This is a genomic window from Candidatus Fukatsuia endosymbiont of Tuberolachnus salignus, assembly GCF_964030845.1.
GTDB lineage: Bacteria > Pseudomonadota > Gammaproteobacteria > Enterobacterales > Enterobacteriaceae > Fukatsuia > Fukatsuia symbiotica.
In genome coordinates this window covers 894,293-913,999 of record NZ_OZ034983.1, presented here as the reverse complement: position 1 = coordinate 913,999, position 19,707 = coordinate 894,293, and the positions used below count along the sequence as shown (strand labels likewise).

Below are 19,707 nucleotides of genomic sequence, written 5' to 3'. Positions count from 1 at the left end.
TTTATTTCACCCTTAGCTGCCAGTACTTGTTTTCACTTCCCCACCATAGAGGTATGCTGGATACCGGCAGAAAGCGAAAACCAATCGCCGCTAGCGGCTACTGGTGCGCTTTGTGTGCCGCCATTACCAAGCGCATTATAACCCCAAGTATAGACTTTACCATTTCTTGTCAGCGCGGCTGAGTGTTGTTCGCCAGCCGCAACAGCATCCCAAACTGTGTCTGTGCCAACCTGTGTGGGTTCTGTCTTGTCTTTTAGATCACGTAATCCCAACCTGTGATTGGCACCCACTCCCCATGCCCAAAGTGTGTGGTCACTTTTAACAGCAAGGGAGTGGAATACACCAACTATCACGGCTATCCAGTCACCTATGATTTGTTTCGGGATAGTAATCGGATCGCCAATAGTACCGTGACCAGTTTGCCCCTTATCATTACGACCCCAAGTATAGAGTTTGCTGGCGTTACCCTGCGGGTTTTTTGCAAGTGCAGCACCATTAAAGGGACCCATTGTTACAGATGACCACGTTTCCGCTGGTGTTATGATCTGTTGGGGTAATAAGCTTTCAGTGGTAGTACCGTTTCCTAGTTGGCCATATGTGTTATTCCCCCAAGTACAAAGTTGACCTCTCGTGTTAATACCAGCACTAACACCTATAAACGTCCAGCCCACGGCTATTCCGCCAGCACTTACCGTTTCCCAGAAGTCATCTCCGATTCGCACGAAAAGATTACTCGGTGTCTTATTGCCAGTACCCAATTGGCCATTAGCATTGTGGCCCGTAGCATACAGGGAACCATCTTCTGTGAGCTTCAACGTGTGGGCATGACCACAAGACACGAAATGATCAGTAGTATTATTAGTATTTTTAATCAAGACGGGATCTTTGCTTTGTGTGGTGGTTTTGTTGCCATATAGCCCTTGGGCATTATAGCCCCAGGCCCAAACTTCGTCTTTACCCGATATTATCTCGTTGGTATAGCCTTTACTGGATATGTATTTAGCACCATCAGCAATGGGCTTATCAAGTATACTCGGAGTAGCGTAGAAAAATGATCTTCCAAGCTGCTGATAAGCGTTTAAACCGATGGTACACACCTGCCCTGTTTGGCTACCAATGGGGGGACGATGAGGATGCCCTTCTGGGTAGAAGGCGCCTGTTTTTGGTTGAGGTTCTTTTGTATCTTTCTCTGTGTCTTTCTCTGTGTCTTTCTCTGTATCTTTCTCTGTGTCTTTCTCTGTATCTTTCTCTGTGTCTTTCTCTGTATCTTTCTCTGTGTCTTTCTCTGTATCTTTCTCTGTATCTTTCTCTGTATCTTTCTCTGTGTCTTTCTCTGTGTCTTTCTCTGTGTCTTTCTCTGTGTCTTTCTCTGTGTCTTTCTCTGTGTCTTTCTCTGTGTCTTTCTCTGTATCTTTCTCTGTATCTTTCTCTATGTCTTTCTCTATGTCTTTCTCTGTGTCTTTCTCTGTATCTTTCTCTATGTCTTTCTCTATGTCTTTCTCTGTGTCTTTCTCTGTATCTTTCTCTGTATCTTTCTCTATGTCTTTCTCTATGTCTTTCTCTATGTCTTTCTCTATGTCTTTCTCCAATTCTCCGGGTGTACCTTTCCCAGCCCCCTGACAACACGCATCAATAAGTTTATTTATGGCCATGGCTGACATTTGTATGGTTTTAATAATCTCTGGCAATTTATCACAGACTAATTTGCATCCTGAGCTATCGCCGTCAGGAAGCTTGGGATCAGATGGATTCACAGGCGGATTCAGGCTGTCACACAATATCTCCTGCAACACCGGGTTAAAATCTGGCGCACCCGCTGTATGGATATAAGGAGTCCCCCCTGTCTCTTTAGCAAGGCGGCTATATTCCTCTGTCAATACGTCTGTTTCCGCCTTAGTACACGAAGAGGGGCCTTGGTAGGTGTAGACTTTAATCGAATGTTTCTGAGCGCAGGCAATGGCTTCATTGTTCTTTTCTTTTTCAACACTGGTTACTTTGCAACCGCCGCCTTCCAGACCTTCATCACCTAAAACAAAAATCGCGCGAGAAGCGCCTGCAAGCCAGTCGTAATGTGTACAGCAGTCAATCACAGCACGCGCTAAATCTTCCTGAGCCCCTGCGTCTGGTACAGAATTGACATCCCGCGCTTGTAGATTTTTTATATCAATACCGAGAGCGGTAAGGTAATCGGACAAGGACTGATCGAACTTTGTACCTGCCCAGGTACCCTGAATGCCAAAAAAACGAGAGCGTAGTTGCGACGGGCATTTTTTCTGTGCTGCATCAAGAGAAGTATTAAAATTGTCACTAAGCGCTTGGGCCTGATCCCTCATTGAGCCGCTCGTGTCAATGATGAACACGACATCAAGCGCAGAGCCAGAAGCTGCTTTTCTTGCCATAGCAGGCATTGTGGGTGAAGTCTCAGTCTGTATTTTATCCACAGTAGTTTCCTTAGAAAAATATATTATTTAATTTATTAGCCTATATTGACAATAACCAGGTGCTCATAATTAATATTTTATGTAACTTTAGGGCAGTGATTTTATTTTTATAAAATTTATATAACAACATTAAAATTTAAAATTTATATATTATAAATTAAATGGCTTTAATTTAAATGTCATCATGTGAATTTTTATTAGCAAGCTCTGACTGTATCGGTTCTGTCGCATTAAATTTTCATACCTGGCGTTTAAGTTTGAGAAACATTGAAGAGATGATGATAGTGACGACATTATCTAGAGTAAAAATGTATTACTTAAAATGGGAGAGGGTTTTTTAATGAGATGTTAGATGGCTTTTGCCCATCATTGCATTAATTAATAACTAACACCAACAATAAAATGCTTTTTTATATTTTCTGATTTGTTTTCTTATTTTATTAAAATGAGTGCAAGACCCCCTTTGTGGTCCTCTATTTGTTTTTGGAATGAGATTTCAACAAATGAGGACCGCAAGGGGATACACTCTGTAACGCAGAATTGGCAGCAGGTTATATAGAAAAAATATTCTATTCTAATTACAGCATAAAGATGAATCGTGTCGTATACTTATGTTAAATAGTATTCAGTATGTAATCAAAATTACACCGTACCGCTATACAAGAGGTCTACCCATTTTTTGACACCAGTACCGAATCAGGTATGGCAATCTCACTGTTTGCTTCTGTGCCCTCTTTAATCGTTTTTGTGTAGTGGCTCACTAATCTCTGCAAATCCGTTTCATGCCGCTGAAAAGAAAATTTCACCTTGTTAAGGCCGGTTTTACTCGGCGTAAAGGCATCGCTAATGACTAGCCATTGTTTTTTAACAGCGGGGTTGCCAATCAACAAATAGAGCTGCTGACCCTGTTGCATCATTGACACTGCTTGCGGGGTGTCGTCAAGTTTGCAATCCAATTGCCTGTTATAAGCAAGCAATATACCGATCACTGGGTACTGAAATTGTTTTGGCTCAAAAATAAAAGTATTACTTGCCGCTTGCCGCATCTCTATCAATAAATTTGACACACCATCAATGTTTAAATAATAGCCGGGTTGAGTTATTTGATCAGCATTCAAGATCAAGACGTCACCTTGACGGCTGTAGCGACCGGGTTGAACAATATCTCTAGTATCCGTGGAATAAATTCTAGCTCCCGATGAAAGTGTTTTCCGCGATGATTCGATGCGGATAAGTAATTCATGGCCATTTCTCGTAGAGCTAAAATACGCCCTGTTTTTATCGTTATTACCGCCTAAATAGGGCGCATGAGATCCCGTAACGAATAAGGTTTGATTTTTGGGTTGATACCAATCTGTTTGATTGTCAAAAGGCATCGCTATTATTTCAGGCAATGTCAACTGACTAAACAGGGTAGCAAACGCTGTTTTTATCTTATCTTCATCGTGTTGGTATGTGCCGGTAAATCGGGTCGTCACTCCGATTAAATCAAGTTGAAAAGTTGGCTGACCTTGCGGTGCCTGTTCTACCTGGATAGCCAAAACAAGCCCACTGCTGGTTATAACATTGAGGTTGCCACTGCTGGCAACACTGGCTTCGATAATCTTTTCTCCACGAGGGAGTTTACCCTTTTCACCGTTAGCTAAAACACTGGCAAACAGTGGGATAGCCGTATTGAGTAAAGGATCGATGCCTCTCACAGCGTCGCAGGTAAACATCTGAGGCGTTATATTTTCACCTGGCAGATAGCTAATGGTTTTCTCTGCGGTTATCGGGCTATCAAGCATCCACACCCCCTGTTGATTATTAGCCGTGCCAAGATAGATTTTGTCTTCTTTACAAAAAATAAATTCTGCATTGATACTAGGATGCCGCGCGGAAAGCCGCCTTATACCATCGGTGCCAAGCACCCCCCCTTTGAGGACATTGCTCGAAAGGTAATAACGCACTCCATCATGAGTATTGAGGTATACCCCTTGAGGGGCGCTGCTCACATCCTTTATCTGATTTTTTGCAAGCTGTATATTGGTTAACTCAACCTTTTCAGCTTGCTGATCACCACGCTGCAGGTATAAGGCGTAGAACTGGTTGTAATTATTGCGTTCTGTTGCTTCCCAAAAATAATAATGATCCTCAATTTTATTACCTGGCACTATACCAACAAGGTGAAAGTGGTAATCGTCGGTTTTAGCAAAATCTGATGCCTCTATACGGGCAGTAACCGTCCCTGTAATCCCCTTTACGCTGCTTGGCATTGGCCATATCAGCCTATCACCGATGGCGATAATCGTCGTGTTTTGTGGCAGCTGTAGTCTCGAGATAACGGCAATATTTTCCTGTAAGGAGGAGGTAAATTTTAATGGTTCAGGGATCGCGTCGATCATTAAGGTTTTCAATTTGTTTAGGCTGTCACTTTTTAAATTTTCCATTTCTGTGCCAGATAATCCTTGTACTTCAAGCAAATATAATTTATTTTCCGTATCTGTAGTATCAATCAAATAGGTCAAAAAGAGCTGTCGACCTGTCATATCAGTAAACTGTTGCTTAAACAAAATGCCTTTTTCTAACACCTGTGTCTGCACCATAGAAGAGGCCACCGTGACCTCTTGCTGATGATCGACCAAGTGTACGATCGGGAGGTAGATCCGATATGGCTGGTTAGCCGTCAACCCTGTGATCCAAAATATCTGCTTCAAGGTTTCATTGTCTCGCTCATTACCCTTAATCAAGATCACATCACCTTGATACAAAACATATTTATCATTGTAAAATACCAACTTTGCTTTACAAAACTGTACGTACCCTGTGTTTTGGGTATAGACGATCTTATCGACCTCGTTGAGATAAAAGCCGTTGTCATTTTTGCTACCATCGGGCATAAAATTATCTATTTTGAGGTAACGGGTGATACCACTGTACCACTGTGCATCGGTAACACATGTTTTTACCTCGGTAAGACTATGTGCTCTTCTATTTGTTGGCGCAGGCAATGCGTAACGAGCAAGATAGCGGCGGCTATCCTGTTGCATAGTCGTTTCTAATGCTATTGCTCCTCTTTCTAGCTGAATACGCAATGGGGTGTGAGTTCTATTGCTAATGGCGATAGTCGCGATCGGCTCATCCAGGTAGGTACCGTTTGTTTGCAGCTTCTTATAGGAAAAAATCAGTTTTCGACCATCAGATCCTGCTTTTTCATCCTGTAATTCAACATCGGGCAAATGGCTAGTCTCAATGATCCATTCTACTGCCTTATTGGTACAATCAATCTTTACTGCACCCTGCCCTCTGTTTAACACCAAGACGATTTTAGCCTTACCACTTGGGGAGGCTTTGAGATGATAGTGAAACTGGCGATAGGGTGAATCGGCCAATGAGATATCTTCCGTTATCCCTGGCGCAATCAACGCGTAGTCATAAGCACCGAGCAGGATTTCTACCTCTGTGGGTTGATAGGAAAAGGTCAATTCGGTAGGAACACGCGTATTATTTTGCGTTATGTTAATTGGGTTTCCTCGAGCACCACTATCTAGAAAAGGGTCTCTAACGATAAATGCATGAGATTGCTTTGAATTAAAATCCCTCAAGGCAGCAAAATCCGCCGTAGTATTAACGGTATCACCATTGATAACGCTATAAGCCGGTGTCACTGTGGCAGCAGTGGTCATCGGTAACATCATTGTTCTCGTTTTACCCGCATCATTGCGCAGTGAAATGGCTGTTTTTAATTTCTGTTGATCATGTAACGGATAGGAATTAATAGGTGTGGGGGAGTGCAGTGTGGGTATTATTTTCAATCCCTGCGGGTCGAAGACAACAAAAGCATTAGCGGGATCCTGCAGATTGAGCGTTTTGATAACGGCGCCCTGATAAGGGAGCAAGACACCTTTTTCGAGCTTAAAACCTCCATTTTCCCAACCCGCTTTCATCTGGTTAAAATAATTGCCGATAATTTTGGCTTTCTCTAGCGCGTCTGCTGCCGCCACGAGGGCCGTGCCGACCAGGTAGCGCATCCCGGCAAGGAGTAAGCCTATCGGCAACAGAACAGCAGACAATAAGGTGGCACCGAGCACGCTGGCAACGATAAAACCTAACGACAATCCCAGACTGATACTACCGAAAATAATTTCAGCACGAAAAATACGCTCTTGTGCCTCGTTTTTAGCCAGATGATATTCGGTACTACTGAGGGTAATATCTACGACGTCGAATACCGGCCCTAGCCACATGATCTTGCCACCAAAAGATCGCAAACCACGAGAAAAACTGCCAATCGGGCCTTTAGCCAGCGTACTTTTCATGCCCAGTTGTATTTTATTTTGTGCAAAATTACCCAAGGTGATCGCATCACCGGTGACACTGTGCGCCACTTCTGCCATCGAAACATAGGTATGTACTTGTAGCGCTTGCGCCAAACCGTCATTGCCTTCGACAGTGATGCCATTTTTTACCCAGCCCCAAATAGCCAGTATGGAAAAAAGGCTACTTGTACTCATGCTGGCGACATCTAGTCGACCTAAAGTAGACGTACCCTGCATTTTAAGACGAGGCTTATCGTCATGCAGTTCAAAGTATTCGTTCAACAACCTGTTCTGACGATCCAAATCCTGCTTTGCTCGCGCGAAATGAGTATTGCGGGTTTTCAATATTTCCTTTTTATACGGATTGTTGGGGTCGACATAGGGAACACTAAATTCTTTGGTGGTAGTGTCATAGTCGATTGCCGATAATAAGGGTATCCAGGTTGTTGGTAGTGGCGCTGCAGTCCTGCCCCCTGCTATTTTTCGTTGATTCTGTGCCAAATTTCTGATCGCGTGATCAGCCTCTAAGAGCTTTAACGACTGTCGCACCCAATTGAAAACCGTTGGCAATATTTTTCCCTGACTAGATAGCAACTGTACTTTAGCGACATAATCATAATCATCACCCTTTAAGCCGATATATTGACTGGATAAGGTATCGATATCGGCTTTAGCCAGTGTTTTATATTGCCTATCGCTAACACTGTACAAATAGAAGGAGAATGCTGTTGTTGTGGTTGACATTGAAGAGGATGTGGAGTCATTACAGAGTGCTCTTAAGCTTTGTGTCAATGTGGCAAGATTTGTTTTTACCTGTTTTTGCGCTGTTTCTTGGGATAAATTGTAAGTCACTTTACTTATTCTTCCTTTTTTAACCATTTTCTCGATGAGGATAGCGTCAATATCTAGATGAATAACCGTGATCGGGCTACTCCCTTTATGTAGAAGCAGTTCATTCGCCATTGAGGAACTGCTGATATCCGCATGGAAAAAATCATAAGCAATTTGCTGAACACGTGTGCGCATCATGGCAAAGTACTTTTTTTGATTTACCTCAGAAAAAGAAGACAATACCCGTTTTAATTGTTGTTTTGCTGTTTCCTCTAACACTATCTTCTCTATCCAGGTGTTAACATTATCGTGATATTTGGACTCGATTAGCGCTTTTTGTAATGCATCAATTTGATAAGGATCTTTATCTATCACCATCACACGATGAGGACCATCAGCCATCGCCGCTAACAAAGCCATGGGTCCGGCATTAATAACCGTATTACCGCTACTGTTTGCCAGGAGTTTTTTACCTATGTCTATATCTACGACCCCTTCAAGGCGTCTTTGCGCTTTTTCACTAATGATCACGCCATCTTCGTCACGCGTATTGATCTCAATGGGGCTAAACAAACCAAAACGTTTGAAATCATTGTGGAAAACTTTTGTCCTCGCCGACAGACTTTGTTCAATGGGGAGTCGCTGATATTTAAGACGCCCTCCTTCTTTGTAGATTTCAATTCTTCCATCAGTACTACGAGCCAGCCTGGATTGGTAGCCTCTCTCTTCTAGCTTGGCCGCGGTATGATCACCCTTGATCGAAATCCACTTTTGTCCATTATTATCGACGCTGACATAGCCTTCACGTACTGTCATTTTTTCCAGGTTGACTACAGTAGATAAATCGTCAAATAGCTTTTTCGCCGGACCATCGCCTAATAGGTGAGTGCCTACTGCGGTGTTTTCTGCGCCTTCTTGAAATTGACAAGCGACGACACTGACCTTGGCAACGGTTTGATGTTCGACCAGTAGCCCGTGGGTCAACAAGATATCTTTTATTGTTTTATTATTGTTTTCAAAGAAACGCTTTAAATAAGAAGCATGACCGACCAGAATGATACGTAAAATTTCACCGTGTTTTTTAACGACCTCACCAGGATCAACGGTAATTAAATTTTGTGCTACCTCATGGTAACGGTAGAGTGAACTGATTGCTCGATTTTTTCTGTTTAGTGCCATAGCGCTAGCATTAACGGCTAAATCCTCGGTAAATTGAATCACCATTTGCCGAGTATAACGACTGTACCCCGTCGAGCTCTGATGGCTGTTAATCGTCGACGTAAAAGCAAATCTTTCTTTGCTAGCAATCATTGAAGGACCAGGATCGGCGTTTTCTGCTACCGTATCGGCGGTAATACCTTTAATATAGGGCGCAATAAGAGGTAAGAATGGGCTTTTTTTGAATGACGAACGGGTATCGCCAATCGCGGATTGTATTTGTTGCACGAAGACATCATGGTAGCCACTTTCGCCGACCAAGCGCTCAGTAATTTGATTGTAAGAGGGGTTCCTCAATGTTTCATAAGCGTAAGCAGTGAATTCATCAGCAGAAATATTTAAACCTTCCGTTTTAAGTCGGAGATCTATGCTACTCAATGTAACCTGAGACAATGTATTTCCATATTGAATATCAGGAAACTGTTCCATCACTTTTTTAATTTTTTCTTCCCGAGAGAAAAGTGCGTTGATAAACAAGCTGCCTTTTTTAGCAATAACAATATCCAGGCCTTTTGTATAAGCTGCTCCTAATAAAGGATCGAGTTTTAAATTTTTAACCTGATCAAAGCGATTCTCTGTCTTGCTATCCACATTAATAAATATGCCACCATACTCTTTCAACACAGATAGACAGACAGTATGAATAGCCTGTTGTCGGTTGGCCGTTAAAATTAGCCTGTCCAGATAAGGTGTATTGAGGGCATGATCAATAGTGACTTTTTTATGCTCAATAATAGCGTCATCATTTCTATGGTGACTTTCTAATCCTGAGACCAATTGGTTGGCGTTATGAGTACTGGTACGGCTAATTCTATTTATCTCATCTTCATTTGAGATGAGTGTTTTTAGATAATTTTTTAATTCAATCGCCCTAATTTCGTCTATTTTACTCTGACTGATTGCAAACATTCTTAAAAAATCGGGTAAACTGGCCTGTTCAATATTTCTCCTTTGGTTTGGCGTCAGTGTATGTGTTCTTAGGTGATCGTAGAGGGTGTCGCTTCGAAAACGTTCCGTTTTAATATTGATCGCTTCCAAGATACGCGTATAGCTGTGTCTTCTTTTATTCAGCATCAGTGTTTCTAATGTTTTTGTAAACTGATAGTCATAATTGACTAGCGCGTCATTTAACTCAGTACCCACTTTTGTTTGCAATGTATCGGAAATTTCAACCGCCAGGTTAAAAGAATCGTCGGTCCAAATGTAGATAGTATAATCGGGATAGGCGGTAGCCCAGGCGTTGATATCGGTATGTCGATAGGTAGAGTTCGTTTCTGTGAGAAAGAAATGCAGAATTTTTTCTTCGCTGGCCAAAGGGATCCTGATCGTTTTTATACGTTCCAAAATGCTGTCTTTAATATTTTTTGGCGCATCAAACCAGCTGTCATCATTCACTTCTTGCAATAGTTTGATCAGGTGTTTCATTTCTTCACCCGGTGATGATGTGAACTGAGTTCTCCGGTAATTTTCTCGCAGGGTTTTAAATGCAGTGATCCTTGTTTCTTCATTAAGTCCTATTTTTTCCTGCTGGTGAATCCAGGTATTCAGTGCGGTGATAAGATCTTGTTTTTGCATGATGTTTTTCCTAGGATAAAGAGCGAGTGGCACTGTTATCGCCTGCTTTTTAAGCATTGCAAAAGTTGGCCCAAATATTGCTTACTTGATTTTGGCACAACTTTTGCTTAAACACTAGGATTTAATATAAAGATCAACGGCTCGTGCTATACAACTAAGCATCAAGCAGCAGGAAACCGTTATGCTGCGGCGCTAATGCACTGAAATTGACCGTTGGCGCCGATCCGGATCCCCGATTATCGAATGACCCCATGGTCTCCACGAGCTGCGTGGTATCGTATCGGGAAATCGTCTCTTCACTGCCTCCGAGAAAATAAGGCCTTTCTGTGCGGCAAAAAACCGAATAATTTTCCAGATCACTGCTTGCAGGCTGAGATGTCACCTCCGGTCTCTCTGCCAATAGCTGTTGACCATTCCAATACAAGATCGCTTCATCTTGCCTGATACTATCGATAATGCGCACCCTTTGTGGTGTCATCCTGTTCAACCAGGTCATTAATGGAGATAATTCATCAACGATATTTTCTTGTAGCTGCTGAAAAAAAGTATGCTTATTGCGCGCGTGAGTACGGTAATGTTGACTGTCGCTTAAGACGATGCTCAGTGGCTGATGGGCAGGTTCTGGCTGCTGATTCGGACTGTATTGATAGCGAAGCTGGACAAGGGGTTGTCTGTTGCTGTCATACATAATTGTTTTACTGCTAATAACATGAAGACCCTGTTTATCGTCAGCGAGAGTCGAGCCAGCAGGTATATCGATGTGCTTACCATGGCTGGTATAAAGCCTAAGATCAGGATGAGTTAGATCAGTATGACTATCGATGACCAGCCAGTTTTGTCGGGCTATATCAAACATCCCTTCGGCCTGCTGATTACTCTCATTATTATTGACATAAAGTGGGACGTATGCGCCCACCTCAAATCGTACTGGACCATTCAATGTGTAGTGCCCGAGTGTATGCGCAATTTTTGCCGCGTTATCGCCCTGCAATACGTCTCGACTCTCAGCGTACAACGACAGCCCCCATTTTTGTGTAGTTTCTCCGGGTACTGGCGGAATTGCTGTCAGCTTGAATGTGACCTTGGGCAGATCATTTCTGTGCAAAAAAAGTGTGGTATTGGGAGAAGCACCCACTATCTCTGTACCGACATGAGCAAAGACACTGAGGGGGATCGCGGGAAATGCCGATAAATCGATGGTGTCGGTGTTATCTTGCACTATGACAGCCAACCGTTTATCGTCACCCTTTTGGGATAAAATAAATTGATGACCACTGCTTTCGTCTTTCCACTGTACCTTTTCAAAATATTGTGAACGCCCAGACCACGTCAACTCTGCCCGTTGGCTTTTGAAGTGTACCGGTATCATTTGGCTTGATCGATCAATGACTTCATACAGTTGCCACAGGGTATCCCGCTGGACAATCTCGTCGAATAGCCGGTCTGAGAAGAGGGAAAAGGGTTGCATGTAATGGTCATTGAGCTCTACAACGATCTGCTGATAGCGATCCTTTTCTGGCCTATCAGGAAAATAACGGTAGTGCAGTTGAGTGATGGCATCCTGTTCCTCTTTTGCCTTCACCGTACCATCAACATAAAACCCTTTCTTTTCGTTATCGTAAGCGATAAAGGCTTCACCAGGGGGCAAATCAACCCTCTCGTAAGAGACATAAGCTTCATCAGGGGGCACAGGATACAGAGAAACATCATAGGGCAGCGTGACAGTAGCCCCGTTAATATCACGAGTGACATAGGCAGGCTCACCGGTTGGCAAATTAATCCTCGTACTGTCACTCCCGTAGAGGAAGGTGACAACAGCATCATTAATATCACGGGTGACGTACTTCACACCAACACGCAAGGGAAGGGTGACAAAGCTACCGTGAATATTGCGGGTCTCATAGCCCGGGCCTGTAGGCAAATCGACGCTCGTACCCTCACCGTTGCAAGGAATGATAGCCACGGCACCCTGAATATCACGGGTGATATATTCAGCATCCGGCCGCAAATAAACGTGTTTACCCTCACCCCTATAGAGAGTCGTGACCTTCTCACCGTCACGATGATTCCCCTGACTTATGGCTTGCCAACGCTGAGTCGTTAATTCAAGGGATCCCCTCGCCTCTTTTCCCTGCTCAATCTGGATATTCAAATATATTTGCGGTGCGACAACAAATCGCGTTGGATCGTTGAAATAGCGCTGCACTGTTGCCTGAATGACGGCTAATTTATCGCCAGATAAGGCATTTAAATTATCCACTGCTAATGTCAAATTAAATTTTTGTTTTTCTGCCGTGGATTTTATTAACGAAGTCAGTGTCAATGTCACCCCAGGTAATGCTAATAGACGCATATTCAGTACAACACTGCCGGGCAATTCGCCCGCAATCGCGATTTTCCTATTACCTAACGTCAGCTCCCATCCTGCCGAGACTTTATGTAACCCCAACTTTTGGGCATGCTCCTGTTGCGCAGCCGTTATTTCTGCCTTCTCTTTTCTTTGGGTGGACACAAAGATGGCTTCAACTCTAGCAATGGACGCGCTTGGTTTAACCCTCAGGTTGGTCACATGCTCCCCTGCTGCCTCCAAACGTTGGATCTCTTCTCTTACCGTATCGTCATCAAGCCTAAGCTCTCTTAACGCTGAGATCATTTCCTGGTACCCCATCTCCCTTTCGCGTATTTTCTGCAATGTTGACCACACTTTTTCTCTGTGAACAACAGTCGCTAACTTATCGGGAGTGATATCTACTACCCAGCGCTCGCTTTGTCGTTTTTTATTTTCACGGCTCGGTTCGATAGCAATCTGTCGAGCGTCATCGGGGAGATCAATAAAAGTCGTTCCCCCACCCCCCTGAAACTGGTAGGTTAAAAGGCTTGCATAGGCTGCATTGGCGATTGGTGTGGGCAACTGATCATCTCTAAGACCGTAATGATCCTGGCCTGGAATGGCCTTAACCTCTTGTGTCTCTTGAAAAGAAATATAACGCGTCCCCTCATCCAATTTTATGCTGTATTGTGTTGGAAGAGGATGGAATACCACGGTGTTGACCGCATTAAAACCGCCTATTGTGAAGGGGAAGTGGCCCGTACGAGCATAGTGCTCAGCGAATTTATTGAATATCTCTTTTCCCTCTAAACTCCCATACGCCCCCGTATCATGCATAAAGTTATAATGCCCATCCAAAGCGGCGGACAATGACAGTAGGGTCGTAGGTTTGAGAGTGACAGATTGTTGATAGCGTACTCCTGTCTCAAAACCAAAAGCTGGATAGGCACTTATCGACTCCGCGTGGCGAGTAGTGTGTGTCCGATCGACAGAAAAACGAGGGATCCCTATATCTGCCACCTGCACGAAAAGTTTCTCTCCACGTATCACTATCTCTTTTATCGGTACATAGGGTTCAAGATAGATAAAATTAGGGTGATTACCATCCACTTGCGCAACTTCCGTCGTTGTGATCGCTTGTTTCGAAATTGAGTGACGGAAAGGGGCGACGACCTGATCTAATTCGATTTGGTAGTGTGTATTATTATAAGTAATGGCTTGAATCCAGGCGCCCACACCTATCATGACGCCGGCAAAAGGAATGCTAAGCGGCCCGAGTATGGTCATGGCCGTCGCAGCAGCAGGAGAGACACTGGCAGCAACACCTAACACCGCCAGGCTGGTATCAGCTAACAATTGTATGCCCGCCAGTGCCGCTCGAGTAATGGCAAGATCTTTTTGCGCGCCAGGGGGTATCTCTTCCACCATCATAATGGCATCAACAAAATTGATGATATCAACCCCAACACTGATAGCACTGCCTGCATGGGTAATGGGTGTACCGCCAAGTAATCGAGACAGCATGCTCTGAGCCTTACTCCCTGCCCCTCTCAATACTTGTACTGTTTTGACAAAGGTGTAGACATCCTGCCCTATACCATGAAGTATTTGAGCCAAATTACTGATGTTGACGAACTGACTCCAAAGTGAGCCAGAATTTTCATGTTGATTCGACAAAAAGTGCATGGCAATAAATGCCACATTCATTGTCGATGTGCCCTCTACATTAGCAATCTCCGGTGCCAGCCCAGACATTACGCTAGACATCCGGGTAAAAACATCGCTCTCGCTGATTACCTGCCTTTCAAGAGGTTTTTCTTGCCCTTCTTGAACAGTAGAGACAAAAGTGAGTTGTGTTTTACCGTCCTCTGTTGACTGCAATCCTTTGAATCGATAGTGCCCGCCCTCACTATTTAACGCTGAATTTAACACTGATGTATGCCGCTCAATTTCGGCAGAAACAGTCCTCTCTAGCGACGCCACCTCGGCGGCCTGACGCGCAGATTCCGTTTGTTGAATTAACAGCGCATCCGATGGCGTAATAACCGAGTGCTGCGTAGCCTGTGTCGCAGTGAGCTTGGTAGGATGCGTTGGACTCCGTGGCACAGTCATGCCGGTTACGGTGACTAGTTCTTTTGCGGCATTCCAACGCAAGAGTAATTTATCCTCTCTGATTTTATGGTGCCAGTGGTCATCTTCTGAACGTGTTAATCGTTGGCCTGAGGGTTCGACCTCCACTTCTGTCCGGTACGCGCCGATATTTGCATAGAGTCCCTGATGAGCCAGTGCCTCAGCAAACTGCCGTGCATAACCACCGGTCTGTTGTGCATAGTCGGTCAGTGAACATCCCACTAACGTGATAGCCGCCGGTACACGCTTTTTACCATATTGAACCTCAAGATAATTAAGCGCCTTTTCCATCCTAGTCGCCAGCTCGGTTGGGTTGCTGCCGCCGAGCGTCTGATTATCTCTTTCGGCAACACCTTCACGACCATGGCCTACCGTCAGAATGGGGGAATCACTGTTCAAAATACCCGGGTCACCCTGTCTCAAACGTATTTCGCCTTCAGCACCGATATCAAATACGACGCGATTGCCGGGATCCTTATTAAACAATCTTTCTGCTGCATCTATGGCTTGTGGATCGTTTTCAAGCACAAAAATGGCTTTACTCTTTGAACGGGCGAGCCTCTCTGACGGTGCCACCATTGTTGTCCTGCCCCATTCGCTGCTATTAAACGGCTGTGCCGGACGCCTATGCGCAGACAATCCTCTTCTCTGGTCAGCAGAAATTCCTAAACGAGAAGGAATATCGTCAAGAACCTGCAATTGTCCTACTGACTGGATCTCCAATGCAGGTAGCCCTAGACGCAGGGCGATACCGGGTAAGAAGCCTGTTTCTGATTTACTGGAGAGAAGATAATGTTGTGGATAGACTGCGATGAATTTTTTACTTTTGAGTCTTGCTACCTCTGTCTCATTCACATATCTTTTTTGAAGTTCACTTTCCGGTTGGTCTAGTGGTGGTAAAACAACAAGAGTGATACCTAAATCACGGGCGTTCAAGCATAACTGTCCCAGGCTAGTATAGAGCTTTTCCTCAGGCAATCTTCTCAGTCTCTTCATGAAAAGATCAATTTCACTCGACGAAAACAAGGTAAATTTGTCTAACGAGAGATAAATTGTCGTGACACCCTCTGTTTTGAGTCTACCCATGGAGTTGCGAATGTATCGCAGATTGGATTGATATTGAGCATCATCCTTATAGCCCAGCAACAATCTTTTATTTCCCTGTCCTAGCGTTGCAACCACTTGATGGACATTTCTTTGTTCGACAAGCCGTTGGTTCAACGCTTCCCGTGCTGCTCCCGCATACTGCCTATCCCACTGAGTTACCGCCGATGTCGGATGGTGAAGGGAGGCATCATACACGCTTTTTATCTTCGTAAAACGCGCGCTAGCATCCACTGATCTCTTCAACTGGTCAATCAAAAAAATCATAGAGTCTGATTGAAAAGTTTGCGATAAACGGGATACCCATTGATAGCATTCAACCGCCAATGACAGATTATCTTTTGCAAAATGCGTGATTTTCTCTATATCAGACGACTGCATCTGCGTAATAAAGAGGGCGGTATCAATTTGCCTCTCCAGTACTTGCAAGGCATTATAACGCCGGTGATCCTGACGGGCGGCGATTGTATACTTCGCCATTAGGCCTTTTAAGCTAAAAGCAGCGGTAAGTTGTTCAGTACCGGATGTAGAGTGTAGTCTGTCGAGAGCATCAATAATGGCTTGATACGACGGACCAATACGTTTACCGGGCACCGCTGCTCTTTCTCGCAGGTGACGGCTCAACATCACAAATTCAAACTGACCGGTCTTTTGTTTTAGGCGACTTTCATGGCGTTTGAGAATAGCGACTAGGGTTTCTTTATGGGGAGGGGTAAGCGTTTCTGCGTTCGACAGGGCGTCACGGTATACGCTATCTAACCTGTCATTATTACGGCGAATACCGGCTAGCTGTTGCACCATATTGTCATTTCCTTGACGTATAGCCTGCATCAAGGCCTCAGCCGAGTCATCTCTAGCTTGAAACTTTAACAGCTCTTCCACCAAAGCGGGATCGCCTGACAATACCGCACTTAGCAAAATAGAGTGGGTGTTTGGCCGCAAACTTTTTTCGTTCGGATCCACCCCAGCCTGCAGCAGCTGCCTCAGTGTTGCCAATTCTTTATGTTTAATCGGATAGTAGAGCAAGCTATGTTTGTCTGACGGTTGATAAGCTTGCCAGGCATGTTTCGATAATAACCGAGATATCACCGAACTTAGATTTACGTCCAGCACGACCACTAACGGATTCCTGGTCGTTTCATAGTGACTTTGTGTGAGATGGATATTCCGTTTTTTGATCAATCTACTGGCCATCTCCTCATCTTTAGCTTCGATGGCATATATTAGCAATTGGCCCAGTACATAAGCATATTTCTCGGATGTTTTAACGCTGGGTAGCTTATCTTCCGTACCCTCCTCGGTGAAGAGCCTATCAATAATATTACCACTATTATTGATAGCATCAGCATCGGCCGCCGCTCGGCGTATCTGTTGGTAAATAATCTGCAACAAATTTGGGCCAAATTTGATATCCAGGGATTGCCAATATTTGAAAAAAACGCCTATATCAGTGAGGACCATCGAATGCAACATATCAGTGTTAATGTTGTTAGCCAATTCACCATCAGGGTACAAGGAGAGCTTGTGGAATAGAATATCTTTAGGTTTTAAACGATTAAACCAATCAAGATGACCTGTTATATAGTCGATGCTGGCTTGAACACCCAATTTTGAGAAAAACTGTTGGAGTTCTGTGGGAGTCATTTTCACTAACAACGCGGGAGGAATTTCAGCTAATGCTACTCCCGCGAGATCTGTGGTTAAAATAATATCGATCAAAGGGTTGAAGCTTAACCTATTGAACCAATCAAGGTGACGCGCTGTATAGTCGATGCTGGCTTGAACACCCAATTTTGAGAAAAACTGTTGGAGTTCTGTGGGAGTCATTTTCACTAACAACGCGGGAGGAATTTCAGCCAATGTTATCCCCGCGAGGTCTGTGGTTAAAATAGTATCGATCAAGGGGTTGAAGCTTAACCCATTGAACCAATCAAGGTGACGCGCTGTATAGTCGATGCTGGCTTGAACACCCAATTTTGAGAAAAACTGTTGGAGTTCTGTGGGAGTCATTTTCACTAACAACGCGGGAGGAATTTCAGCCAATGTTATCCCCGCGAGGTCTGTGGTTAAAATAGTATCGATCAAGGGGTTGAAGCTTAACCCATTGAACCAATCAAGGTGACGCGCTGTATAGTCGATGCTGCCTCGAACGCCCAATTTTGAAAAAAACAGGGAGATATCTTTCATGCTGCTGACTTGTAAATATTTAGGATCAATGCCACCCAGTCGCGGATCGGTTTCGGTTATCTGCTCAATGCCATAAATCAGTTGCTGGTAAGTCACCTCATCCACATATTTTACGAGATCGGCAAGGGTAGGCTGGCTCACTTCACCTTCCACCTCCTGCCAAAATAGATTACCTATCCGCTGGAGTCTCTTACCCTCTACTTCACTGGGTCCCCAATTTAGCCAAGTGATCTCCGGGGGTAAAAAAGAGAGCTGTTTGGCAATCTCAACTTGTAGCCAAAGGTGATCCTGTCGTAACCGATATCTACCTGGGCTATCAGGCAGTTCTTCTATCAAAGAGCCAGAATATATTGCTTTATAGCTTGATTTAAGGCCTGATAGTATGTCTGGTATCTGTCCCCATTCAGTTGCATCACCAATAAAACTACGGAGATTATTCAGATGATCTGTAGCCAACTTAGCCGTGATGCTATAGGGTGTGAGAGCTTGCTGTAGTGCATTTTGACAAAGTTGGCGATTTTCCCTGCTAATAGTGATGTTTGCAGAGAATGGATCTTCAATAGGATCAGAACCGAATGTTGGACCAAAATGATTCCAGTATCCATTAAAGGTATGTATATCACCCTGTGAGGGGATAGTACGGCCACTGGTAAATTCAGTTATTACAGCACGGGCTATCACATATTTACACGCCGAAAAATTATCCGATAATTCACCTGCATAGCCAGTCAACCTTAGCTTGGTATCCATGATATAGCTATATACACCGGGGCCACAAAGTTTAACTTTTATTGCAAGTTCCCGAATTTCATCCAATTTTGTTACAGTAGGAACCGGCGTCATTTCCAGAAGAGATTGAGCAATCTTTTCTATATGTTCTTTTGCTTTATATAGGCTATGAAGGTGAGCCGGATCGACGTTTTCTGCAAACAGATCCATTCTAAAATTACTGAACATATTTTCTACTGTAGTCTGACCATTTCCACCTTCGAATCTAATTGGATTCTGTCCTTGATTCAGGGCATGTTGCTTATAAAAATCAATGATGATCTGAATAGCATGTTCATACTCTTGTTGAAACTTAAGATAATTGGCTGAAAGTTTAAAGCCAGCAACCTCAGCTGAGGTTTTTCCTCCGTAATAGGCGCGAAGATTAATATCTGAAGAAGCCTCCGGCTGATTACTTCCTGTAGCCTGATCACTGTTTTGCATAATAATTACCCTGAATTAAATTAAATAGAAAGAAACCGTCTTTATTTTATATTATTATTAATCACTCATTTTTTTAAAAATAGTTATCCTTTTAAAAAGAGGAAATAACACCGATAAATAATTTATATATGCTTAATAAATAGACCATTGACATTAATAAAAGTATAAATGAAAATTATATTAAATAATAAATTAAAAAAATTATATTTACTTACCGTCTGCTAAATTAATACAAATAAGCTACCATCCTGATGGTCAACCGTTACGGTTATAATTTTCCGTGCGCGCCCATCGCACCTAAATTAATGAACTGAACGTTGGTCGTCTCATGTTACCGTATAGTCGCTCTAAAATATTTAATTTGAAGAGTAATGAGTAATGA

Annotated in this window: 3 protein-coding genes; all 3 read right to left on the bottom strand. The window is 43.6% G+C overall.

The genetic code is table 11. From position 1 onward, the window contains the following. Nucleotides 1-32 precede the first annotated feature (32 nt). The 3 genes from AAHH42_RS04510 to AAHH42_RS04500 all read right to left on the bottom strand — a co-directional run bounded on the left by AAHH42_RS04510 (nt 33) and on the right by AAHH42_RS04500 (nt 19,325). Nucleotides 33-2,441, bottom strand: a complete 2,409-nt coding sequence (locus tag AAHH42_RS04510) for a hypothetical protein (RefSeq protein ID WP_342221758.1) — start codon at nt 2,439-2,441, stop codon at nt 33-35. A 668-nt stretch (nt 2,442-3,109) separates the two neighbouring features. Beyond that, nucleotides 3,110-10,363 carry a TcdA/TcdB pore-forming domain-containing protein gene (locus AAHH42_RS04505; RefSeq protein ID WP_342221757.1) on the bottom strand — a complete coding sequence of 2,418 codons (7,254 nt, stop codon included), beginning with the start codon at nt 10,361-10,363 and terminating at the stop codon, nt 3,110-3,112. Nucleotides 10,364-10,517: 154 nt separating this feature from the next. Then, nucleotides 10,518-19,325 carry a C80 family cysteine peptidase gene (locus tag AAHH42_RS04500; RefSeq protein ID WP_342221756.1) on the bottom strand — a complete coding sequence of 2,936 codons (8,808 nt, stop codon included), beginning with the start codon at nt 19,323-19,325 and terminating at the stop codon, nt 10,518-10,520. Nucleotides 19,326-19,707: the final 382 nt, after the last annotated feature.